The organism is Cellulomonas sp. P5_C5 (assembly GCF_054049655.1).
In genome coordinates this window covers 64,110-86,936 of sequence record NZ_JBFULY010000015.1, presented here as the reverse complement: position 1 = coordinate 86,936, position 22,827 = coordinate 64,110, and the positions used below count along the sequence as shown (strand labels likewise).

The following is a 22,827-nucleotide window of genomic DNA, read 5'->3' as shown; positions in this document are numbered from 1 at the left end:
GCCGCGGGGCGGGCCGGCTCGGCTGCGGCCGGCGCAGGTGCGGCGACGGGCGTCGGCGCGGGCGGACCTGCTTGGGCCGGCACGTAGTACRCAGGCTGCMCGGCCACGGCCGGTGCGACCGGCGGCGGCACGGGGGCGCCGTGGAACGGGCCGGCCGGCGCGGGACCGCCACCGGCGGGAAGGAAGGTCTGACCACCGGACGCCTGCGGCGGTACGGGCGTGAACGCCTGCGTGACGCTCCCCCGGGTCTCGTCCGGCACGTGCGTGCTCATCGACGGGACCGGCGAGTAGACCGGCGGCGCGCCCGCCTGCGGGCCTGCCGTGCGGTAGGGCGGCAACGGACGGGTGGGCTCACCCCGGCCGGTTGAGTAGGACTCGGTCACGTCACAGCCTCCACGTTGTCGTACCGCGTTCGTTCGCAGTCGCGGGCAGCGCCCGGGACCAGCAGCTCGGTATCTCGGATCTCATCGGCGGATGAACCGCCCGACTTGAGTGCAGGTCACGCGACGACGCGCATGATCTCCTCGATCGACGTCTGACCGAGCGCGACCTTCTGCCAGCCGTCGTTCCGGAGCGAGATCATCCCCTGGGCCAAGGCCGTGGCGGCGATGTCCGCGCTCGACGAGTGCGCCACGGCGTGCCGCTCGATGTCCTCGGTGACTCGCATGACCTCGTGCAGCGCCAGGCGTCCGCGGTAGCCGGTCTTGGAGCACGCGACGCAGCCACCGGGACGGAAGAGCTCGGGGATCGCCTCGCCCGGCACCCACGGGAACCGCGCGGCGGCCATCTCCTCGGGCGACGGGCGGTAGGACACCTTGCACTTGCCGCAGAGCCGACGTGCGAGGCGCTGGGCCACCACCGCGTCCAGGGCGGACCCGACGAGGAACGGCTCGATGCCCATCTCCGTCAGACGGGTGATCGCCGAGGGCGCGTCGTTGGTGTGCAGGGTGGACAGCACGAGGTGACCGGTGAGGGCGGCCTCGATCGCGATCTGCGCGGTCTCGTGGTCGCGGATCTCACCGAGGAGCACCACGTCGGGGTCGGACCGCAGGATCGAGCGCAGCGCGCCCGCGAACGTGAGGCCGGCCTTCGGGTTGACCTGGACCTGGTTGATGCCCGGGAGCCGGTACTCGACCGGGTCCTCCACCGTGATGACGTTGATCTCCGGCTTGGACACCGCGTTGAGCGTGGCGTACAGGGTGGTCGACTTCCCCGACCCCGTGGGACCGGTGACCAGGATCATCCCGTAGGGCTTGGTGTACGCCTCCTTGTACGTCTCGTAGTTCTCGTCGAGGAACGACAGGTCCCGCAGGTCCAGGCTCGCGGTGGAGTTGTCCAGGATTCGCATGACGATCTTCTCGCCCCACACGGTCGGCAGCGTGGCCACCCGGAGGTCGATCTTGCGACCGTTGTGCACCACCGACATGCGGCCGTCCTGCGGCTTGCGCCGCTCGGCGATGTCGATGTCGCTCATGATCTTCACGCGGCTGATGACGCCCTGCTGGATCTGCTTGGGCGACCGCTGCGTCTCGTGCAGCACACCGTCGATGCGGTACCGCACCCGCAGGTCGTGCTCCGCCGGCTCGATGTGGATGTCCGACGCGCGGTCGGTGATCGCCTGCGTGACCAGCAGGTTGACGTACCGGACGATCGGGGCGTCGTCGTCGACGGACATCTCGCCGAGCTTGGACAGGTCCTGCTCCGGCTCCGCGTTCTGCTCGTTGAACGCGGAGGACAGGTCCTCCATCTCGTCGTCCGCACGGCAGAACCGGTCGATCGCGCGCATGAGGTTGTCGTGCGTCGCGATGACGGGGATCACGGGGCGGTTGGTGACGCTCCGGACGTCGTCGACCGCCATGACGTTGCCGGGGTCGGCGGTTGCGAGCACGATCGAGCCGCCCTCGAGCGAGACGGGCAGCACCGTGTAGCGACGGCACAGCGCTCCGGGCACCAGGGACACCGCGGCACGGTCGACGGGGAACTCGTCGAGGTCGACGAAGTTCATGCCCACCTGGTTGGCGAGCGCCTTGACCAGCTGACCCTCGGTGAGGACCCCCAGCTCGACCAGTGTGCGTCCCAGCGACGAACCTCGGGCCTGGGTCTCGTCGAGGGCCGCGAGCAGCTGCGCCTCCGTGACCAGACCGTCATCCAGCAGGATCTCCCCGAGCTGCTTCACGCGCGTCCCTCCGGTCGACCGGCGGCCGAGTTCCGGCCACACGGGTATCACCGGGTCAATCGGCAGGAACGACGGCGGGGGTGAGCCCGTCAGGCGGTCAGTTTGTCCTCGAGCGCGGCGGACATCGCAGCGAGCGGCGCAGGGTGCCCCGTCATCAGCCGAACCTGCTCGGCGGCCTGGTGCAGGAGCATCTGCTCGCCGCCGACGACGGTCCCCCCGGCGGCGGCCCAGGCGACCGACAGCGCCGTCGGCCGGGGGTCGTACGCCACGTCGAGCAGCACGCCCTCGACCGCCGCCAGCCGTTCGGCGACCGGGTCGGCGGCGTGCGGGGGAAGGGTCGAGACGACGACGTCCGCGCGGCCGATCTCCGTGGGCGCCTCCTCCAGCGTGCGGTACACCGGGGTGACGYCCATCCGGTGCGCAGCACGCATGAGGCCACCCGCACGAGCGACGGCGCGCACGTAAACGACGGGCGAGGTGCAGCCCAGCTGGGCGAGCGCTGCCAGGGTCGACGACGCAGTGGCGCCCGCTCCGAGCACGGCTGCGCTCGTGATCGGACGGTCGAGCCCGAGAGCCGCGACGATGCCGTGCACGTCGGTGTTCGCGCCCACCAGCGTGCGTCCCTGGAAGAGCACCGTGTTGACGGCGCCGACGACCTCGGCCAGCGGCTCGACGTGGTCCAGCAACGGGATGACCGTCTGCTTGAGCGGCATGGTCAGACTGAGGCCCGCCCACGTGTCGTCCAGGCCGGCGATGAACGCCGCGAGCCCGTCCTCCGTGACGTCGACGGCGTCGTAGCGCCAGTCCGCGAGTCCGAGCGACGCGTAGGCGGCACGGTGCAGCGCCGGCGACAGCGAGTGCGCCACCGGGTGCCCGAGGACCGCCGCCCGTCGCCGGGCGGCCGCCGTCACTTGGTGTTCTCCGCCTGCCAGGCTCGCAGCAGCTCCACGTTCGCCAGGTGGTCGTCGTACGTCGTGGCGAACAGCGTCTCGCCCGTGTCGAGGTTGACGGTCACCCAGAAGAGCCAGTCACCCTCGGCCGGGGCCAGGACGGCGTCGATCGACGCGGTCCCGGGCGACGCGATCGGGGTCGGCGGCAGGCCCAGGTGCTTGTACGTGTTGTACACGTTGCTGGCGTCCTGCGTGTCCGCCGTGGTCAGACCGGTGCCCGGCTTGCCGAGGCCGTAGGCGACCGACGAGTCGACCGAGAGCGGCATCTCCTTGGCCAGGCGGTTCTCGATCGCACGCGCCACCTTGGGCCGGTCCTCGGGCAGCCGCGCCTCGCGCTCGACCAGCGACGCCTTGTTCAGCACGGTCGACCACTGGTCCTGCGGCACGCCCTTCGCCGTCAGGACGGCGACCGTCTGCGCAGTCATCTGCGCCAGCACGCTGGTCGGCGTCGCGTCGGGCTCGATGTCGTACGTCGCCGGGAACAGCCAGCCCTCCGGGTTGCCGTTGGCCTCCGCGGGGAGCCCGATGGCGGCCGGGTCGGCGAGCGCCGCGGTGACCTCCTCGGCAGGGATGGCGAGCTTCTCGCTGATCTTCGTGGCGATCTGGTTCACCGTGAGGCCCTCGGGGATCCCGAGCTTGAAGGACACGCGGCTCGACGGGTTGAGGAGCGCGATGACGGCGTCGGAGGCGGGCATCTCGAGGAGCATGTTGTAGGTGCCCGGCTGGATCGAGGCCGCCTGCGGGTTGGCGGCGAACGCCTCGTTGAACGCCTTCTCGGTCGCGACGACACCGGCGCTGACCAACGTCGTCGCCATGTCGGCGCCCGTGTCGCCGGGCTTGATGACGACCTCCGCAGCACCGTGCCCGACACCGCTGTAGTCCTCGACGCCACTGTCAGCGTTGCCGCCGCCCTGGAACATGCCGCCCATCAGCTCGACGACGACGTAGCCGGCGCCCGCGACCATGAGGATCGCGACGACGAGCACCCAGATCGAGCGGCGGCGACGACGCTTGCGCTCGCGCTGCTGCTTGGCCCGGCCGCGGGAGCGGGAGGTCTTCGGCTCGGTGGTGGCGACACGGGTGTCGCCGGCAAACAGGTCGCTCACCTCGTCACTCCGTTCCACGGGGGTCCACCACTCTGTCTGACTCTTGGTCACGTGCGCGTCACTCCACCGTCGTCCGTGCGTCGCCCGCAGCCCCCCCGCGCGCCGCCGGAACATGCTGTGCCGGGTCGACCTCGACCCGTTCTCCGGGCCGTCGTCCCGACGCACGTTCCGCGTCCAGCGCGAACTGCAAGATCACCACCGCGGCTGCCTGGTCGACGACCTGCCGGTGGCGGCGCCCGGATCGGCCGGACGCCTGCAGCGCGTGATGGGCGGACACCGTGCTCATCCGCTCGTCGACCAACCGCACCGAGATCGGTGCGATGGCTTGCGCCAGTTGGACAGCGTACGCGCGCGCGGCGTCGGATGCGGAACCTTCGGCACCGGACATGTGGACGGGCAACCCGACGTACACAACACCCACACCGCGTTCCTGCACCTCGTGCACCACCTGCGCGATGTCCGTGGGAAGTCGCCCCTTGGTGCTGGTGGCGCGCGCGAGCGTGGCGACCGGCGTGGCGACGAGCCCGTCCGGGTCGCTCGTCGCGAGACCGACCCGCACGGTCCCCACGTCGACGGCGAGGCGTGCTCCGCGGACGACGGCGCCGGGATCGAGGGTCACGCTCACGTCAGCCGCCCACCGCCGTCGCGACCGCCGCGAGCGCCTCGTCGAGGCGCCCGGGGTCGGTGCCGCCGCCCTGGGCGAGGTCGTCCTTGCCACCCCCGCCGCCACCGAGGATGCCGGAGGCGGTCCGGACGAGCGCTCCCGCACGCACCCCCCGCTCGCGCGCCGCGGCGTTGGTCGCGACGACCACGACCGGTCGCCCCTTGCTGACACCACCGATCGCGACGACGGCCGGGGACGACTCGCCGAGCCGTGACCGGACGTCGAGCACGAGCGTGCGCAGCTCGTCGCCGCCGACCTCGCCCGCGTCGTGCGTGACGACGCGGGTCTCCCCCACCGTCGCCGCGCCGTCCGCGAGCGAGCCCGCCTGCGCCAGGAGCTTCGCCTGCCGCAGCGTCGCGAGCTCCTTCTCCGACTCCTTGAGCTTGGTGAGCAGGCCGGACACCCGCTCGGACAGCTCGTCGGGACGCGCCCCGAGCAGGCCGGAGAGCTGCCCCACGAGCGCGCGCTCCTTCGCCTGGTACCCGTACGCGCCCGCACCGACCAGCGCGTCGACACGCCGCACGCCTGAGCCGATCGCGGACTCGGACAGCAGGGTGACGAGCCCGAGCTCCCCGGACCGCTTGACGTGCGTGCCCGCACACAGCTCCAGCGACCAGCCGTCGCCGATGTCGACGACGCGGACCTCGTTGCCGTACTTCTCGCCGAACAGGGCCATCGCGCCCTTTCCGCGGGCCTCGTCGATCTGCATGACCGAGTCGGCGACCTCGAGGTCGTCCTGGAGCCGCTCGTTGACGCGCGCCTCGATCTCCGCCACGACCTGCGACGGGGTGGCGGACGGCGAGCGGAAGTCGAAGCGGAGCCGGCTCGGGGCGTTGAGCGACCCCGCCTGTGTGGCGCTCTCCCCCACCGACTCGTGCAGCGCCTTGTGCACCAGGTGCGTCGCCGTGTGGGCGCGCGCGATCGCGCGGCGGCGGTCGACGTCGATCGTCGCCGTGCCGGACTCGCCGAACGTCACCGTGCCGTCGACCAGCCGGCCGTGGTGCACGGACAGGCCCTTGACCGGCGCCTGCACGTCGTCGACCTCGATGCGCGCGCCGCCGTCCAGCACGATCACGCCGGTGTCGGCCAGCTGCCCGCCGGACTCCGCGTAGAACGGGGTCACGTCGAGCACGACCTCCACGTCGGCCGGCGCGGTCGCCGCCGGGGCGGGCACCCCGTCGACGAGCAGGCCGACCACGCGGGACCGAGCCGTCGCGTCGGTGTAGCCGATGAACTGGACCGGCTTGGCGCTCTCGCTGCTCAGCGTGCTGTGCAGCTCCTGGTACGCCGACGTGTCCGCCCGGCCCGCGCGCTTGGCCAGCGCGTCCGCGCGTGCCCGGTCCCGCTGCTCCTTCATGAGGGTGCGGAACGCGGTCTCGTCGACGGCGACACCCTGCTCGGCCGCCATCTCGAGCGTGAGGTCGATCGGGAAGCCGAAGGTGTCGTGCAGCTGGAACGCGTGCGACCCCGAGAGCACGGACTTGGCCTGCTGCTTGATCGCCTGCACGGCGGTGTCGAGGATCGTCGTGCCCGCCGCGAGCGTGCGCCGGAACGTCTCCTCCTCCGCGTACGCCACCTGGCTGATGCGCTCGAAGTTCTGCGCCAGCTCGGGGTACGACGGGCTCATCGCGTCCTTGCTCAGGGGCAGGAGCGTCGGGAGGGAGACGTCCTCGACGCCGAGGAGGCGCATCGCGCGGATCGAGCGACGCAGCAGCCGCCGCAGCACGTAGCCGCGCCCTTCGTTCGAGGGCGTGACGCCGTCGCCCATGAGCATGAGCGAGCTGCGCACGTGGTCCGCGACGACCCGCATGCGCACGTCATCCTCGTGGGACGCGCCGTAGCGCTTGCCCGAGAGCTCCTGGGCTCCGCCGATGACCGGGAACACCTCGTCGATCTCGTAGAGGTTGTCGACGCCCTGCAGCAGGTACGCGACCCGCTCCAGCCCCATGCCGGTGTCGATGTTCTTCTGCTTGAGGTCCCCGAGGATCGGGAAGTTCTCCTTGCCGCCTCCGTCACCCCGCTCGTACTGCATGAAGACGAGGTTCCAGATCTCGAGGTAGCGGTCCTCGTCGACGACCGGACCACCCTCCGCGCCGTACTCGGGACCACGGTCGACGTAGATCTCCGAGCACGGGCCCGACGGACCGCGCGCGCCGGTGGACCAGAAGTTGTCCTTCCACCCGCGGCGCTGGATGCGCTCGTCGGGCAGGCCGGCGATCTGCTTCCAGAGGTCGGCCGCCTCGTCGTCGTCGTGGAACACGGTCACCCAGATGGTGTCCGGGTCGAACCCGAACCCGCCGGTCTCCCGCGAGCCGGTGACCAGCTCCCAGGCGTAGGTGATCGCGCCTTCCTTGAAGTAGTCGCCGAACGAGAAGTTGCCGTTCATCTGGAAGAACGTGCCGTGCCGGGTGGTCTTGCCGACCTCCTCGATGTCGAGGGTGCGCACGCACTTCTGCACGCTGGTCGCACGCGGCCACGGCGGGGTCTGCTCGCCGAGCATGTACGGGATGAACGGCACCATCCCGGCGATGACGAACAGGGTCGTCGGGTCCGGCGAGATCAGCGAGGCCGAGGGCACGACGGCGTGGCCGTTGCCCTCGAAGTAGTCGAGCCAACGCTGGCGGATCTCGGCGGTACGCATCGTGTCCTCGTCGTCCATCTGTGGTGATCGGGTACTGCTCGGTGCTCGTGCAGGGTCAGAAGAAGGTGTAGCCGTCGTCGTCGTCCGGGTCCTCGGTGGGGGCACCGGACCAGTCGTCGCCGTGGCGGGAGGACCAGGCGCGCCGCACGTTCGCGACCCGCTCCGGACGCTCGGCCCGGAGCGCCTCGACGTCCACGTCGCCCACGAGGTCGTGGCGCAGCTCCTGCTCGCGCTCGGCCATCGCGGCCAGGAAGTCCGTCCGGAACGACGCGACCGCCCGGGACACCCGCTGGGCGCCGTCGATCGCGTCCGTCGTCCCGGCGGGCAGGTAGGCGTCCACGACCGCCCGTCCCTTGCGGACGACGACGACCGTCACGACCACCCCGATCGCGAGCCAGGTGAGCCGGCGCCCCATCATCGGCTCCGGCGCGCGCTCGCCGCGAGACCCGACAGCGCGGTGCGCACGCCGTAGGAGAAGGCGGCCGCCTTGATCATCGGCCCGCCGACGGTGGCGGCGAACAGGGACGTGAGCGCCGAGACGTTCTCCGAGACCTGGGCGGCAGCCGTGGTGACGGTGTCGATGTTCTCCAGCTGGGTGTTCGACGACGCGACGAGCGTGGCCGTCTCGTCGAGCACCGGGACCGTGTGGTCGGTGATCTCTTTGACCGACGTCCGCGTCTCGTCCAGCACCCGACCGAGCTTGATCAGCGGCACGGCGAGAAAGCCCACGAGCAGCACGAACGCGATCGCGGCGATCAGTCCCGCGACGTCACCCACCGACATGTCCAGCCTCCTGGTTCCGGGGTCCTCGACCCCGCGGAAACCCTACCCGCCCCGCACGCACGAACGCCCCGCGGCGCAGGTGCGCGGCGGGGCGTCCGGGTGGCGATCAGATCAGCGGGCGTAGTACTCGACGACCAGCTGGACCTCGCACGTCACGGGGATCTCCGCGCGCTTCGGGGCTCGCACCAGGACGGAGCTGAGCTTCTCGAGCTGCACGTCGAGGTAGCCCGGAACCGTGGGGAGCACGTCGCGGTGCGCACCGGCGGCGGCGACCTGGAACGGCACCGTGGCCTGGCTCTTGGGCTTGACCTGGAGCGTCTGGCCGGGCTTCACGCGGAACGAGGGACGGTCCACGATCTTGCCGTCGACGAGCACGTGACGGTGCACGACGACCTGGCGGGCCTGCAGGATCGTCCGGGCGAAGCCGGAGCGCAGGACGAGGGCGTCCAGGCGGGTCTCGAGGTTCTCGACGAGCGCCTCACCGGTCAGGCCCGGGGCCTTGCGGGCGTCCTCGTACGCACGAGCCATCTGCTTCTCGCGCAGCGCGTACTGCGCGCGCAGACGCTGCTTCTCACGGAGACGGACCGCGTAGTCCGACTCGGTGCGGCGACGCGCACGGCCGTGCTCGCCGGGGGGGTACGGCCGCTTCTCGAAGTGCTTGACGGCCTTGGGCGTCAGCGCGAGGCCGAGGGCGCGGGAAAGGCGCACCTGGCGACGCGAGCGGGTCACGCTGCTCACAGAGTTACTTCCTGTCGTTGTAGACGTCACACCCGATGACGGAGATGTTCCGACGGGCGTGGGGCCGACCGTGGATGCGTCGCGTCTGTTCTCGACGCTGGCTAAGGCCCCAGGTGGCCGTCCGGACTGGACCATGCGTGGGCGTGCACGCACGCCTGTCCACTGGACGACCTCGACACTCTACCTTGCAACGGCCGATATCCCCGAATCAGTGGCCCTCGTCGAGGATCGCGCGGATGCGGTCCAGCCGTTCGGTCACCTGGCGCTCGTAGCCGCGGTCGCTCGGCTCGTAGTAGCGGGTGCCCTGCAGCTCGTCGGGCAGGTACTGCTGCGCGGCGACCGCGTGCGGCTGGTCGTGCGCGTACACGTACGACTGCCCGTGGCCCAGCACCTTGGCGCCCGCGTAGTGCGCGTCGCGCAGGTGCGCCGGCACGGAGCCGATCCGGCCCGCGCGCACGTCGGCGAGCGCCCGGTCGATGCCGAGGTACGCCGCGTTCGACTTCGGGGCCGTGGCGAGGTGAACGACCGCCTCCGCGAGGATGATCCGGGCCTCCGGCATGCCGATCAGCGCCACCGCCTGCGCCGCCGCGACCGCCGTCTGCAGCGCGCTGGGGTCCGCCATCCCCACGTCCTCCGCCGCCGAGATCACGATCCGGCGGGCGATGAACCGCGGGTCCTCCCCCGCCGCGATCATCCGCGCGAGGTAGTGCAGCGAGGCGTCGACGTCGGAACCGCGCACCGACTTGATGAACGCGCTGATGACGTCGTAGTGCTGGTCGCCGTCGCGGTCGTAGCGGACGGCCGCGACGTCGATGGCCCGCTCCATCGTCGCGAGGTCCACCGGCACCGGCGGGACCGCCCCGTCCTCCGAGAGCGCCGAGCCGGCGGCCGCCTCGAGGATGGTCAGCGCCTTGCGCGCGTCCCCGCCCGCCAGCCGGAGCAGGTGCTCCTCCGCGTCCTCGGTCAGTGCGATCGAGCCGTCGAGCCCACGCTCGTCCTCGACGGCGCGCCGGACCAGGCGTCGGACGTCGTCCGTGTCCAGCGGCTGGAGGGTGAGCAGCAGCGACCGCGACAGCAGGGGCGAGTTCACCGAGAACGACGGGTTCTCCGTGGTGGCCGCGACCAGCGTGACCCAGCGGTTCTCCACGCTGGGCAGCAGCGCGTCCTGCTGGGCCTTGGTGAACCGGTGCACCTCGTCGATGAACAGCACGGTCTCCGTGCCGTCCGTCGCCAGCCGGCGGCGGGCGTCCTCGATCACCGCACGCACGTCCTTGACGCCCGCGGTGACGGCCGACAGCTCGACGAACCGGCGTCCGGACGTCGCGGCGACCAGGTAGGCGAGGGTGGTCTTGCCCGTCCCCGGCGGCCCCCAGAGCACCACGGAGGTGGGTGCGGCGCGGCGTGCCGCGTCGTTCGCCGGCTCGACCAGCCGGCGCAGCGGCGAGCCGCCGACGAGCAGGTGCTCCTGGCCCGCGACCTCGGTCAGGTCCCGCGGCCGCATGCGGACGGCGAGCGGCGCGCCGGCCCCGACGGCGGGCAGCCCGGAGGCCGTCGACGTCACGGCATCGAACAGGTCCATGCGGGCAGGGTACGCACGCGCACCGACGTCCGACGCGGTCCGGCGACGACACCCGCACGCGCCACCGGGTGACAACGTGTGCGAGACGCCCGTTCCACCTGCGACGATGGCCCGCGTGTTCGCCCGAGTAGGTCGCGCAGTCGCCCACCACCCTCGTCTCACCGTCGTGGCGTGGCTCGTCTTCGCCGTGCTCGGGTACGGCCTGGCCGTCCTCGGCATCCACGGGGAGAACCTGTTCGAGCGGCTGAGCACCGGTGCGCCCGGCGTCCCCGGGTCGGAGAGCTCGGAAGCGTTCGCCATCCTCGACGAGGCCGACGACAGCGGTCCGTCGCTCACCCTCGTCCTCGACGGCGTCGACCCGGCCGACCCCGACGTGGCGACGGCGCTCGCTCCCGCGCGCGAGGACCTCGCCGCGATCCCCGGCGTCTTCTCGGTCATCGACCCGCTCGCGCTGCCCGACGGCGCCGCCAACCCGGCCGCTGCCCCCCTCATCGCGCAGGACGGCGACGGCTTCCTGGTCGTGGTCGAGCTCGAGCCGGACCTTCCGGCGCAGGAGCAGGACGTGGCGCTCGCCGACATCGAGGAGCGCCTCCTCGCCGTCCCGTCGGACCTCGAGCCCGTCGCTCCCGGGGTGACCGGCATCGTGGGTGGGACCACCCTCATCGTCGAGGCGATCACCGACCAGGTGGAGACCGACCTGCGGACGGGCGAGACCATCGCCCTGCCGGTCGCGCTGCTCATCATGATCCTCGTCTTCGGCGGCTTCCTCGCGGCCGGCATGCCGATGGTCGGAGCGGTCGCGTCCATCGCCGGCGGCCTCGCGGCGCTCCTGGGCTTCTCCTACGTGCTCGACCTCGACTCGTCCGTGGTCAACATCGTCACGGTGCTCGGCCTCGGTCTCTCGATCGACTGGGGGCTGCTGATGGTGTCGCGGTTCCGCGAGGAGCTGCACCACCTGGTCGACGACGACGACGGTGCCCGGAGCCGCCGACGGCGCGGCGACGGCGCGGTGCTCACCGCGATCGAGCAGACCATGGCGACCGCCGGCCGCACCGTGACGTTCTCGGCTCTCATCGTCGCCATCTCGATCGCCGGGCTCCTCGTCTTCGAGCCACCGATCCTGCGCGCGTTCGGTGCGGCGGGCGTCGCCGTGATCGTGGTGGCGGCCGCGACCGCGCTGACCCTGGTCCCGGCGCTCCTCGTGCTCGCCGGGCGGCGCATGATCCGGCCGAGCATCCTGGCCCGCATCCCCGGGCTGCGCGGCCTCCTCGCGCGCACCGCCGACGTGCAGACCGAGGAGGGGGTGTTCTCCCGCCTCGCCGGATGGGTGCAGCGACGGCCGTGGCGGGTGCTGCTCGGGTCGCTCGCCGTGCTCGGGATCCTGGCGCTCCCGCTGGCGCACCTCGAGCTGCGGAACTCGACCACGGAGCTGCTGCCCGCGGGCAGTGCCCAGCGCGAGTTCGTGGACACGCTCGCCCGCGACTACCCGGCTGCCTCGACCCCGGCGATCACCGTCGTGGCGCAGACCTCGCTCGACGAGGCGACCGCCTGGGCCGAGTCCCTGGAGGGCCTCGACGGCGTCGCGTCCGTCGACGCCCCGACCCCGGTCGACTCCTACGTCGTGATCGGCGTCCGGCCCGCCACCGACGATCCCGGCGACGCGGTGGCCCGCGACGTGGTGCACCAGATCCGCGCCCTCGACGCGCCCTTCCCCACGTGGGTGACCGGCCAGGCCGCGTCCCAGATCGACTTCACCGCGGCCGTGGTGGAGCGGGCACCCTGGGCCATCGGCATCGTCGCGGTGGCGTGCCTCGTGCTGCTGTTCCTCATGACCGGGTCGGTCGTCGTGCCGGTCAAGGCGTTGGTCACCAACGTGATCTCCCTGGCGGCGTCGCTGGGGGTGCTCGTCTGGGTGTTCCAGGACGGGCACCTGTCCGGTCTGCTGAACTTCACGCCGACCGGCGGCATCGAGACGTACGTCATCGCGCTCGTGATCGCGTTCGGTTTCGGGCTCGCCATGGACTACGAGGTCTTCCTGCTCTCCCGGATCAAGGAGCTGGTCGACCAGGGCGTCCCGAACGACCGGGCGGTCCGGCTCGGGCTGCAGCGGTCGGGACGGATCATCACGTCGGCGGCGCTCATCGTCATCGTCGTGTTCGCCGGCTTCGTGGCAGGTGAGCTGCTGGTCATCAAGGAGGTCGGCTTCTCGCTGGCGGTCGCCGTGCTGATCGACGCGACGCTCGTGCGGATGCTGCTCGTCCCCGCGACCATGACGCTCCTGGGGCGCGCGAACTGGTGGGCGCCGCCGTTCCTCCGCCGCGTCTACGCACGCATCTCGATCTCGCACTGACATGGGCCACCGCATGCACACGTCGCCCGGCACGAGCCGCGGCACGTTCGCCCTGCGACTGGTCGTCGCCTCGACACTGACCCTCCTGGACGCCGCGCTGGCCCTGACGCTCGTCCTGGCGCTCCGCGATCCCGACCCCGGGCTCGCGATGGCCTGGGTGGTCCAGGCGTTCTTCACCCTGGTCGTGCTCGTCGCACTTCCGTGGATCTGGCGCTGGGCGCTCGACGCCCGGCCGCGACCGTCGGTGCCGGTGCTCCCGGACACGGACGACGTCCGTCCGTCGCAGCACAGCACCTTCGCCGGTCCCGACGCGCCTGCTCCCCCGCGCCGCTGGTAGATGCGGCTCGCCGGTTGCGGCGGACGGGTGAACGGGCGGTCCGGGCGGCGAGCGTCTTGCTAGCGTGCCGCGGACCGTCTCCACCGACCCCAGGTGATCCACGATGTCCGTCGTCCCACGCCGCGTCCGCATCGTCATCGCGACGCTCGTGTCGGTCTTCGCCGTCGGGGGGTTGCTGCTCTTCGTGGTGAGGGCGTTCGCAGTGGCGGGCAGCTGGGCAGGGCTGTACCTCACCTGCGCGTTCCTCATCGTCTGGGCGATGCCGAAGATCTGGATCGTCGTGGCGCCCCTCAGCCCCGGCCTGTGGCTCAAGCACGTCCACGAGCTGTGGCGCTGGGCCCGCCGCGACGACACGCCTCGGCCGGCGCCACCGCTTCCGCCGCGTCAGCACACGGCCTTCGACAGCGACCACGGTTCAACGCGCAGGTGGTGAGTCAGTCGGGCGGACGCTGCGTCCCCGCCGGGGAGAACGAGGCCATCTCGCCGTCCGTGCGGAAGCCCAGGCGCCGGTAGATCCGTCGCGCGTCGTCGTTCTGCGCGTACATCCCGAGCGACACCCACGACGCCCCGCCGGCCAGGGCCGCTCGGGTCAGCGCGGCCGTCAGGGCCGTCCCCATCCCGGTGCGCCGCAGGACGGGCAGCACGCCGAGGCCGTGCACGTGCCAGGAACGGCCGTCGCCCTCGGCGCCGCGGGACGCCGCCCCGATCACGCCGGCCAGCACGCCGTCCGCCTGCACGCCCCACCAGCCGAGCTCGTCGGGTCCGGCGGGATCGGCGGACGTCCCCGGGTTCGCCTCGCGCAGGCACGCGCGGATGTCGTCGGCGTCCGCGATGGGGTCGAGACGGCGCACCTCGCTCTCGCCCGCGACGGTCGGCGGTGCCGTGTCGGTCGAGAGCCAGTCCCAGGCCGAGAACGGCACCAGGTCCAGCCCGGTGAGCGTGTCCGGCCGCGGACAGCAACCACGGGGGACGCTCATCCAGCGGGCAGGGCCGACGTCCCCGTCGGCGACCAGCCGGTCCACGGTCGACGGGTCGCCGAGACCGAGCACGGCCGGGCGCGGTCCGCCGATCAGCAGCACCACGCCGTCGTCGTCGCCGAGCACCTCGACCGCGTCCCAGCGCACCCGGTCACCGAGGATCATCCGGTGCTCCCGCCAGCGCGGCGGGAGCACCTCGAGCACGTCCGCCATCAGGCCTCGGGGGTGACCTTCGGCTTGGCGTCCACGCCGGCCTCACGACGCTGCTCCGGCGTGATCGGTGCCGGTGCTGCCGTGAGCGGGTCGAAGCCGCCGCCCGACTTCGGGAACGCGATGACGTCGCGGATGGACTCCGAGCCCGTCAGCAGGGCCAGGATGCGGTCCCACCCGAACGCGATCCCGCCGTGCGGCGGTGCGCCGAACTGGAACGCGTTGAGCAGGAAGCCGAACTTCTCCTGCGCCTCGTCGGGCCCGATGCCCATGACCTCGAACACGCGCTCCTGCACGTCCCGGCGGTGGATACGGATCGATCCCCCACCGATCTCGTTGCCGTTGCAGACGATGTCGTAGGCGTAGGCGAGCGCGGCGCCCGGGTCCTGCTCGAACGTGTCGATCCACTCGGGCGTCGGGGACGTGAACGCGTGGTGCACGGCGGTCCAGGCACCCCCGCCGACGGCCACGTCGTCGTCCTCGCCCGTGGGCTTGAACAGCGGGGCGTCGACCACCCAGACGAACTTCCACTCGTTCTCGTCGATCAGCCCGCCGCGGCGCCCGATCTCGAGACGGGCCGCACCGAGCAGCGCGCGTGCGTCGTTGACCGGGCCGGCGGCGAAGAACACCGCGTCGCCAGGGCTCGCACCGACCGCGGCGACCAGACCGGCGCGCTCGGACTCCGAGAGGTTCTTGGCCACCGGTCCGCCCAGCTCGCCGTCCTCGCCCACCGTGACGTACGCGAGGCCCTTGGCGCCGCGCTGCTTGGCCCACTCCTGCCACGCGTCGAACCCACGCCGAGGCGTCGACCCACCACCGGGCTGCACGACGGCACCGACGTAGGGCGCCTGGAAGACGCGGAACGGCGTCTCCGAGAAGTACGACGTCAGCTCGACCAGCTCGAGGCCGAACCGCAGGTCGGGCTTGTCGTTGCCGTAGCGCGCCATGGACTCCGCGAACGTGATGCGCGGGATCGGCGTCGGGACCGTCACACCGATGAGGTCCCAGAGGGCGACCAGGATCTGCTCGCCGAGCGCGATGACGTCGTCCTGCTCGACGAAGCTCATCTCGACGTCCAGCTGCGTGAACTCCGGCTGACGGTCGGCGCGGAAGTCCTCATCGCGGTAGCACCGGGCGATCTGGTAGTACCGCTCGAGCCCGCCGACCATGAGCAGCTGCTTGAACAGCTGCGGCGACTGCGGGAGCGCGTACCAGGACCCGGGCGACAGACGCGCGGGCACGAGGAAGTCGCGGGCACCCTCGGGCGTCGACCGGGTCAGCGTCGGGGTCTCGACCTCGACGAAGTCCTGCGCGTCGAGCACCCGGCGCGCGGCCTGGTTCGCCTTGGCGCGCAGGCGCATCGCCCGGGCAGGGGCCGGCCGCCGCAGGTCGAGGTAGCGGTACTTGAGGCGTGCCTCCTCGCCGACGGTCTCGTCGAGCGACGACGACACCTGGAACGGCAGCGGCTCGGACTCGTTGAGCACGACGACCTGGGCGGCGACGAGCTCGACCTCGCCGGTGGCGAGGTTCGCGTTCTCGTTGCCCGCGGGCCGACGACCCACCTCACCGGTCACCTGCAGCACGTACTCCGCGCGCAGCCCGTGCGCGACGGCCTCGTCACGCACGACGACCTGCGCGATGCCCGAGGCGTCCCGCAGGTCCACGAACGCGACCCCACCGTGATCGCGACGCCGGTCCACCCAGCCCGTGAGGGTGACGGTGGTACCGATGTGCTCGGCTCGCAGCGAGCCGGCCGTGTGGGTGCGGAGCACGGAAGGTCCTTCGGGGTCGGGGGTGGGAGCGCCCAGCGGACGCCCGCACGATCTTAGTGCCCGGGCCGACTGCGGCCCGCCGACATTTCGATGACCGTCCGCACCCGGGTCACGCTCGGCGCCGCCGGCACCGAGGAGAAACCGAACCGCACCGCGGGCGCGACCGGTGCGAGGGCGCCGAGGTCGGCCGACCCCCACAGCGCCCGGACGGCGGTGATCGCGTGCTGGTCGTCGGCGACGTACCACTCGCGCCTGCCCTGGCCGGCGGTGCCGCGCGTGCGGACCCCGTCCAGGAGCAGGCGGGCGAACGGATCGGTGACGGTAGCGACCAGCGGTGCAGCGGCACGGTGTCGCGGCACCACCGCCAGCAGACGCCCGACCGTGGTACGCGAGCCGATCGAGAGGTCGGCCGTCAGCGGCCCGGCGCGCAGACGCCAGCGTCGTCGGCCCTCGTCGGCCCGCAGCCCGACCGGCACCACGTGCACCGCGTCGAACGCATAGGTACCGGCCACGAGGTCTGCCACGTCGTCGCGCGGAGCCAGCAGCACGCGCAACCCGTCGGCACGCTCGACCATCACGTCCGTGAAGGAGCCCAGCGGCGACGTCAGCCACCGACCCACCACGATCCGCGTGCCCTCGGTGGTGCCGAACCCGGCGATGTGCCCGTCGAACGTCAAGCGGTGGGGTGCGGTCCTGCCCGCTCGTTCAGCGCCGGTCGGGGTCGTCACCTGGGGCGTCCTTCCTCTCGACGGGTCCGCGCGACGCCGCCCATCGTCTCCCGGGTGCCCCTCCGGCGCCTCAGAAGAGGACCGGCTGCGCCGCCGCGACCGTCGGCTCGAGCGCCACCAGACCGGCCGAGGCGATGCTCCCGGTGGGGTACGTCCCCTCTCCCGACGTCTCGTACCGCCCGGCACGGTGTCCCGCCCGGTCGGCGAAGCCGTGCCGCACCAGGAGCGGCCGGACGCGCTCGTCGAGCCACCGCACGTACTCGCGCGGCGCGTAGGCACCCCGTCCGTACAGCTCCTCGTAGCGGCGCACGAGGGCCGGCGCGTGCTCGCGCAGCCAGGCGAGGAACAGGGGCTTGACCGGTCCGCGCAGGTGCAACGGGAGGACCGTCACCCCGGTCGCGCCGGCGTCGGCGAGGTCGCGCAGCAGCGCGTCGAGCTGCGCGCGGTCGTCGGTCAGCCACGGCAGGACCGGGGCGACCATCACCCCGCACGGCAGCCCGGCCTCCCGCACCGCGCGGATCAGGTCGAGCCGGGCGCGGGGCGTCGGCGTGCCCGGCTCCACGGCCTGCTGCAGCGACTCGTCCCCGATGGCCAGCGAGACGCCGATCCCGACCGGGACGGTGCGCGCGACCTCCGCGAGCAACGGCAGGTCTCGGCGCAGCAGCGTGCCCTTGGTCAGGATCGACAGCGGGGTGCCGCTGTGGGCGAGCGCCTCGATGATCCCCGGCATGAACCGGTACCTGCCCTCGACCCGTTGGTACGGGTCGGTGTTGGTGCCCAGCGCGACGTGCTCGCGCGCCCACGACGGCCGCCCGAGCTCGGCCCGCAGCACGTCGACGACGTTGGTCTTCACGACGATCTGGGTCTCGAAGTCCCGGCCGGCATCAAGCTCGAGGTACTCGTGCGTCGGACGGGCGAAGCAGTTGTGGCTGATGACGCCGTTGGCGATGAAGTCGCCTGTCTCGGTCGTGATGTCGATGAGGTCGATCTGCTCACCCAGGTCCTCGATGCCGACGACGCGCAGGTCGGCATCGGACTTCACCGCGGCGCCCACGAGATCGAGCTTTCGGCTGATGGCCGGCTCCGTCTCGCCGAAGAACCGCATCCTCGCCGGAAGACCGCCCGTGACCCGGATCTGGGCCACTCCGTTCGACCGTGGCGCCTCCTGGACGTGACCGACCTTCAGGGCGGTCAAGGAACGCCTGGCCATCGCAAGGATCTCGGGACAGGAGTTGGAGATGCGCAGGACTCCCCGAGAACAGCTGCCCTCGGCGTCGAAGAGGCCAGAGAGGAATCCCCGCGACCAGTCTCGGCTCGGCACCGCGGGCCACGCGATGAGTCCGGTGATCCTGTCGTAGTCGGCCGCGCGCGACGTATGGATCGCGGTCATGGCACGTCGTTGCGCAGTCTGTGCCGCGAAGGGTCTGCGCCTCGTCGGCACTCCCTCCTCCGCCAGGTAGTTCTCTGTTCGATCGAGCGCTTCGACGTCGGCGAGCGCTAGGCGGAACATGCTCACCCAGTTCGGTGTCCCTGACCGACGCATGTAGGTGCGACGCAGCATCATGCCGTCCCCACGGATCATCCCGGCGAGGTAGCCGCGGCGATAGTCGGAGTCGTCGGTGGCACCGCCCCGGTGGATTCGCCCTCCCGTGCCGAAGCCGAGGAGCTTGTCGTTCGTCGTCAGGTACGGCCGCTGCCCGGGTCCGGACATGGCCCCGACCACGTGCTTCCAACCCCGTGGCGTCAGGAACCGATGGTCGCCGCTGGCGACGAGGACAGTTCCGTCGCCGAGCGTGACGCGGTAGGCGCGTTTGTGCGTCGCCCACGTGTCCCGCACGACCGACGGGACGTAGCGCCGATAGCGTCCGACGAGCCGAGTACCCATGACTACGTCGCCCACCGCGATGTCCCGAAGCGCTCGTTCACGTCCGTCGGCAAGAAGGATCTGCGTGTCCGGATGCAGGCAGTAGGTGCATGCGTGGAGGCAGCCCCTCGTCGGGTTCACGGTCCAGCGAAACGGCATCCGCGACGCTTCCGGCACCTTGTTCAGCGCGCTCTTGCAGGTGACCTCGTGGAAGGTGACGCCCGCGAACTCCGGGGTGCGCACGCTCCGCTGGAGCCCGGCGAGCGCGAGACCTGGCAGGGCAGTCGCGTCGTCGGTGCCCAGTCGCTGCGCGTCCCATCGCATGACGCCATGCGAACATGTGTTCGAACGCCTGTCAAGGAGCCGCGCTCCTCCGGTCGCCGGGAGCTGTCAGAGCCGCGTCAGGTACGGGTTGTGGACCAGCTCGGTGGCGATGTCGGTGGTCGGGCCGTGCCCGGGGACGACGACCGTCTCGGGCGGCAGGGTCGCGACCACGTCCCGCAGGGTCCGTTGCATCGTCGCGTCGTCCCCGCCCGGCAGGTCCGTGCGCCCGACCGAGCCCGCGAACAGGACGTCCCCGGTGAAGGCGAGCGACCCGAGCAGGTAGAGCGTGGATCCCTCCGTGTGACCCGGTGCGTGGCGGGCGACCACCCGCAGGCCGCCGAGCTCGAGCACGGAGTCGGCGGAGCCCACGGCGGAGACCGTCCCGAACGCCTCGACCCGTCGTGGTGGCTCGTAGCTGCCGGGATCGATCCCGGTGGCGGCGATCGCCTGCGCGAGCGGACCGGACGGGTCGTGGGACGGACCCCCCGCGGAGCCGAGCAGGCCCAGCGTGCCGAACGGGTCCGCAAGGCGGTAGACGTCGGCCGCGTGCAGGACGACCGGGACGTCGAGCGCCTCGGACAGGCGGCCGGCGTCCCACGTGTGGTCGACGTGACCGTGCGTGGCCAGCACCGCCGCCGGACGCAGCTCCCGCTGCGCGACGAGCGCCAGGACGTCGTCCGTGACGCCCGCACCGGCGTCGATGACGACGCACGACCCGGAGTCGTCGACGAGGACGGAGCACCGGGCCCCGAAGACCGCGGACACGACCGTGATGACCTGCATGGCACGCACGGTAGCCGCCCGGCGTGTCCGGACTGTGATGTCGCACGGCGGTGCCGCTGGTCGCCCGCCGCCAAGGCTTGCCTAGACTGTCCCGGGTCCCCTACATGCAGTGCGGCTGGCGGACGACCGGTCGCACCGAACGACGACGCGAGGAGCGAGTGCGTGTCCACGAAGACCGAGCGTGAGTACGAGCGCCGCCGGTACGAGAAGTGGCAGGAGCGCCAGACCAAGGCGCGCGCCCGCCGCCATCGCCAGCGCGTCATCGCAGGCAGCATCGTCGCCGCCCTCGTGCTCACCACCGGTGTCGTCGCCGCGCTCGCCCTGAACAACGACGAGCCCGCCGCGACGTCCACGCCCTCCCCCACGGTCCCCGCGAACTCGGCCGACGTCCCGGACCCGTCGCTCGCGCAGGGTCGGACGTGGACCGGTGACATCGCGCTGACGCAGGGCGACCTCGGCATCGAGCTCGACGGCGCCGCGGCCCCCCAGGCCGTCGCCAACTTCGTCACGCTCGCCGGCAAGGGCTACTTCGACACGACGAAGTGCCATCGGCTGACGCAGGAGGGCATCTTCGTCCTCCAGTGCGGCGACCCGACGGCGCTCGGGACGGCCGACCCGACCACGGGCGGCACCGGCGGCCCCGGCTACACGTGGGGCCCGATCGAGAACGCGCCGGCCGACGGCGTGTACCCGGCGGGCACGATCGCCATGGCGCGGACCAGCAACGACGGCAGCTCGATGGGCAGCCAGTTCTTCCTGGTCTACGAGGACTCACCTATTCCCGCAGACTCTGCGGGTGGCTACACCGTGTTCGGCCACATCACGTCCGGCATGGACGTGCTGCAGGCCATCGCCGACGCGGGCACCGTTGACGGGACCGAGGTCCCGGTGTCCGACGTCATCATCGAGGGAGTGAACATCCAGTGACGCAGACCCCGACGTCCGGACCCGTGCCCGACGACTCCGTGCCGGCAGCAGACGCCGAGCAGCCCGAGGCACCCGCCGTGCCCGACGAGGTCGACGACGCGGCGGTCGAGACGGTCACGCAGGACGCTCCCCCGGTCGACGTGCCCGACGACTCGTCGGCGCCCGAGCCCGACGCAGCGCCGCTCGTCGACGACGCACCCTCTGACGCTCCGACCGGAGAGGGCGCGGCTGACGCGACCGACGCCGCTGACGCGTCGACCGACACGGTCACCGAGCCCGAGCCTGCAGCGTCCGTCGAGCCGGAGGCTGAGGTTGTGGCCGAGGCTGAGGCATCCGCCGAGTCGGAGCCCGCTGCCGAGCCCGAGCCCGCAGCCTCCGCCACGCCCGCCGAGCCGGAGACCGAGGCGCCGGCGGCGGCCGAGGCATCCACCGAGCCGGAGCCGGCAGTCGAGCCGGCAGCCGCCCCCGTGCCGACGCCGTCGTCCGCCCGTCCCGTGCCGCGTCCGCGTCCGGTCCCGCACCCCCCGGCGCACCCCGCGCCGACGACGATCGACGCCGCTGCTCCCGCGGCACCGGTCGCACCCCCGCAGGACGCCGCGGAGGCAGCGCACGCCGMGACGTTCGGCAGCGTCGACGACGAGGGCAACGTGTCGGTCCGCGAGGCCGCGGGCGAGCGCGTCGTCGGTCAGTACCCGGGCGCGACCACCGAGGAGGCGCTCGCGCTCTACGTGCGCCGCTTCCTGGACCTGCAGGCCAAGGTCACGCTGTTCGAGGCGCGACTCGCTGCGACGGACCTGTCCGTCAAGGAGATCGACCAGACGCTGGCCCGCCTCACCGACGAGGTGGCCGAGCCTGCCGCCGTCGGTGACCTCGACGGGCTCCGTGCGCGTCTCGACGCTCTCCGGGCCACCGCCGCGGAGCGCCGGGCCGTCGCCGAGGCCGAGCGCGCCGCCGCGCGGGAGGCCGCGGTCCTCGCCCGGACGGAGATCGTGGAGCAGGCCGAGAAGATCGCGTCGACCGACCCGTCGCGCATCCAGTGGCGGCCCGCCGGCGAGCAGCTGCGTCTCCTGCTCGACCAGTGGAAGGAGGCGCAGCGCTCCGGCCCGCGCCTCGACCGGCCRACGGAGGAGTCGCTCTGGAAGCGGTTCAGCCACGCGCGCACCACGTTCGACCGGGAGCGTCGCCACTTCTTCGCCGAGCTGGAGTCGCGCAACGCGTCGGCCAAGCAGGTCAAGGAGAACCTGGTGACCGAGGCCGAGCGCCTGCAGTCGAGCACCGACTGGGGCGCCACCGCGGGGGTGTTCCGGGACCTCATGGCGCAGTGGAAGGCCGCCGGGCGTGCCAGCCGCGCTGACGACGACGCCCTGTGGGCCCGGTTCCGTGCCGCGCAGGACGCGTTCTTCGCGGCCCGTGACGCCCAGTCGGCGGCGACGGACGAGGAGTTCCGCGCGAACCTGGAGGTCAAGGAGGCGCTGCTCGTCGAGGCGGAGGCGCTGCTGCCGGTGACCGACCTGGCTGCCGCGAAGTCGGCGCTGCACCGCATCCAGGACCGCTGGGAGGCTGCCGGCAAGGTCCCGCGCGCCGACGTCCAGCGTGTCGAGGGTCGCCTGCGGGCCGTCGAGACCGCGGTCCGCGACACCGACCAGGCCCAGTGGAAGCGCACCAACCCCGAGACGCGTGCGCGCGCCGAGGGGGCTGCCGCGCAGCTCGAGCAGGCGATCGCCGGGCTCGAGGCCGACCTCGACCGCGCCAAGGCCGTCGGCGACGCCCGCAAGATCGCCGACGCGCAGGCAGCGCTCGACGCCCGTCGTTCCTGGCTCGAGCAGGTGCAGCGCGCGGCGCAGGACGCTCGCGGCTGACGCCTGTCGTCACGCGTCCGAGGCCCTCACCCCTGTCCGGGTGGGGGCCTCGGTCGTCC

At 72.2% G+C, this 22,827-nt stretch carries 19 protein-coding genes and 1 pseudogene; 5 read left to right on the top strand and 15 right to left on the bottom strand.

All coding sequences use genetic code 11. The annotated features are described in order from the left end of the window. From ACXJKF_RS13810 to ACXJKF_RS13765, 10 genes and pseudogenes are all read right to left on the bottom strand, one after another. Window positions 1-383 (bottom strand): annotated as a pseudogene (locus ACXJKF_RS13810) (type IV pili twitching motility protein PilT); the annotation flags it as partial. Window positions 384-499: 116 nt separating this feature from the next. Beyond that, window positions 500-2,176, bottom strand: coding sequence for a GspE/PulE family protein (locus ACXJKF_RS13805; protein WP_456788275.1), 1,677 nt, complete (start codon window positions 2,174-2,176; stop codon window positions 500-502). A gap of 89 nt (window positions 2,177-2,265) precedes the next feature. Further along, complete coding sequence (locus ACXJKF_RS13800; protein WP_456788274.1) at window positions 2,266-3,087, bottom strand: shikimate dehydrogenase; 822 nt, start codon at window positions 3,085-3,087, stop codon at window positions 2,266-2,268. Beyond that, window positions 3,084-4,232 (bottom strand): endolytic transglycosylase MltG, encoded by a 1,149-nt coding sequence (gene mltG / locus ACXJKF_RS13795; RefSeq protein ID WP_456788273.1) that lies wholly within the window; start codon window positions 4,230-4,232, stop codon window positions 3,084-3,086. Before mltG ends, ACXJKF_RS13800 begins: the two co-directional genes overlap by 4 nt. 58 nt (window positions 4,233-4,290) lie before the next feature. Next, the gene (gene ruvX, locus ACXJKF_RS13790; RefSeq protein WP_456788272.1) at window positions 4,291-4,791 is read right to left on the bottom strand and encodes a Holliday junction resolvase RuvX; all 501 of its coding nucleotides are present in this window, start codon (window positions 4,789-4,791) and stop codon (window positions 4,291-4,293) included. Between the two features lie 67 nt (window positions 4,792-4,858). After that, window positions 4,859-7,537 (bottom strand): alanine--tRNA ligase, encoded by a 2,679-nt coding sequence (alaS, locus tag ACXJKF_RS13785; protein WP_456788278.1) that lies wholly within the window; start codon window positions 7,535-7,537, stop codon window positions 4,859-4,861. Window positions 7,538-7,592: 55 nt separating this feature from the next. After that, window positions 7,593-7,952, bottom strand: coding sequence for a hypothetical protein (locus ACXJKF_RS13780; RefSeq protein ID WP_456788271.1), 360 nt, complete (start codon window positions 7,950-7,952; stop codon window positions 7,593-7,595). Next, entirely contained in the window at window positions 7,952-8,320 is a 369-nt protein-coding gene (locus ACXJKF_RS13775) for a DUF948 domain-containing protein (RefSeq protein WP_055914365.1), read from the bottom strand. The genes ACXJKF_RS13780 and ACXJKF_RS13775 overlap by 1 nt, the downstream gene beginning before the upstream one ends. Before the next feature lie 111 nt (window positions 8,321-8,431). Further along, a complete protein-coding gene (gene rpsD / locus ACXJKF_RS13770) occupies window positions 8,432-9,058 on the bottom strand; it encodes a 30S ribosomal protein S4 (RefSeq protein ID WP_456788270.1) in 627 nt (208 codons plus the stop codon). A gap of 208 nt (window positions 9,059-9,266) precedes the next feature. After that, the gene (locus ACXJKF_RS13765) at window positions 9,267-10,637 is read right to left on the bottom strand and encodes a replication-associated recombination protein A (RefSeq protein ID WP_456788269.1); all 1,371 of its coding nucleotides are present in this window, start codon (window positions 10,635-10,637) and stop codon (window positions 9,267-9,269) included. Between the two features lie 106 nt (window positions 10,638-10,743). Between ACXJKF_RS13765 and ACXJKF_RS13760 the strand changes: the two genes are divergently transcribed. The 3 genes from ACXJKF_RS13760 to ACXJKF_RS13750 all read left to right on the top strand — a co-directional run bounded on the left by ACXJKF_RS13760 (window position 10,744) and on the right by ACXJKF_RS13750 (window position 13,757). Continuing rightward, window positions 10,744-12,987, top strand: a complete 2,244-nt coding sequence (locus tag ACXJKF_RS13760; RefSeq protein WP_456788268.1) for an MMPL family transporter — start codon at window positions 10,744-10,746, stop codon at window positions 12,985-12,987. 13 nt (window positions 12,988-13,000) lie between these two features. Further along, the gene (locus ACXJKF_RS13755; RefSeq protein WP_456788267.1) at window positions 13,001-13,324 is read left to right on the top strand and encodes a hypothetical protein; all 324 of its coding nucleotides are present in this window, start codon (window positions 13,001-13,003) and stop codon (window positions 13,322-13,324) included. A gap of 103 nt (window positions 13,325-13,427) precedes the next feature. Continuing rightward, window positions 13,428-13,757, top strand: coding sequence for a hypothetical protein (locus ACXJKF_RS13750; RefSeq protein WP_456788266.1), 330 nt, complete (start codon window positions 13,428-13,430; stop codon window positions 13,755-13,757). Between the two features lies 1 nt (window position 13,758). Here ACXJKF_RS13750 and ACXJKF_RS13745 read toward each other — a convergent pair whose 3' ends face one another. From ACXJKF_RS13745 to ACXJKF_RS13725, 5 genes are all read right to left on the bottom strand, one after another. Beyond that, a complete protein-coding gene (locus ACXJKF_RS13745; protein WP_456788265.1) occupies window positions 13,759-14,514 on the bottom strand; it encodes a GNAT family N-acetyltransferase in 756 nt (251 codons plus the stop codon). Then, window positions 14,514-16,283 carry an aspartate--tRNA ligase gene (gene aspS / locus ACXJKF_RS13740; RefSeq protein ID WP_456788264.1) on the bottom strand — a complete coding sequence of 590 codons (1,770 nt, stop codon included), beginning with the start codon at window positions 16,281-16,283 and terminating at the stop codon, window positions 14,514-14,516. Before aspS ends, ACXJKF_RS13745 begins: the two co-directional genes overlap by 1 nt. Window positions 16,284-16,336: 53 nt before the next feature. Then, complete coding sequence (locus ACXJKF_RS13735; protein WP_456788263.1) at window positions 16,337-17,011, bottom strand: hypothetical protein; 675 nt, start codon at window positions 17,009-17,011, stop codon at window positions 16,337-16,339. Between the two features lie 70 nt (window positions 17,012-17,081). Next, complete coding sequence (locus ACXJKF_RS13730; protein WP_456788262.1) at window positions 17,082-19,199, bottom strand: intein-containing Rv2578c family radical SAM protein; 2,118 nt, start codon at window positions 19,197-19,199, stop codon at window positions 17,082-17,084. Window positions 19,200-19,265: 66 nt separating this feature from the next. Further along, complete coding sequence (locus ACXJKF_RS13725) at window positions 19,266-19,982, bottom strand: MBL fold metallo-hydrolase (RefSeq protein ID WP_456788261.1); 717 nt, start codon at window positions 19,980-19,982, stop codon at window positions 19,266-19,268. 162 nt (window positions 19,983-20,144) lie between these two features. Between ACXJKF_RS13725 and ACXJKF_RS13720 the strand changes: the two genes are divergently transcribed. Together ACXJKF_RS13720 and ACXJKF_RS13715 are read left to right on the top strand one after the other, a co-directional pair. Beyond that, entirely contained in the window at window positions 20,145-20,909 is a 765-nt protein-coding gene (locus ACXJKF_RS13720; protein ID WP_456788260.1) for a peptidylprolyl isomerase, read from the top strand. Next, window positions 20,906-22,768 (top strand): DUF349 domain-containing protein, encoded by a 1,863-nt coding sequence (locus ACXJKF_RS13715; RefSeq protein WP_456788259.1) that lies wholly within the window; start codon window positions 20,906-20,908, stop codon window positions 22,766-22,768. Before ACXJKF_RS13720 ends, ACXJKF_RS13715 begins: the two co-directional genes overlap by 4 nt. Window positions 22,769-22,827 lie beyond the last annotated feature (59 nt).